This is a genomic window from Novosphingobium sp. B-7 (assembly GCF_000410615.1).
GTDB lineage: Bacteria > Pseudomonadota > Alphaproteobacteria > Sphingomonadales > Sphingomonadaceae > Novosphingobium > Novosphingobium capsulatum.
The window spans coordinates 1-318 of record NZ_KE148342.1; the positions used below are offsets into that span (position 1 = coordinate 1).

1 protein-coding gene is annotated in these 318 nt (G+C 74.8%); it reads left to right on the top strand.

Features of this window, described 5'->3' with window-relative positions; genetic code table 11:
- The coding region (locus H926_RS33295; protein WP_202804709.1) for a hypothetical protein at positions 1-318 on the top strand (318 nt) is incomplete at both ends.

The window sequence follows — 318 nt, forward strand, 5'->3', positions numbered from 1 at the left end:
CCGGGGCCTGAGCACCCTCGCCGGCGCCTATGCCGCCGCGCAGCGCGCGGGGGCGTTTGACCACTGCGCGCGCTGGATGCTGGAAATGCGCCACCATCCCGATGCGCGGGCCAATCCTGCCGCGCAGGCCCGGATCGAGCGACTGGGCCAGGGCCTGGCCGGGCAGCTGGACCTGCTCCAGTTGATCGCCCCGCGCGGGCCAAGGCTGCTGGCGCCGGTGCCGGGGCGGATCTGCTACATGCTGCACAACAGCCTGCCCTATGCCACGGGGGGCTATGCCACGCGCACCCATGGCCTGGCGGGGGGGGGGGTGGCGGC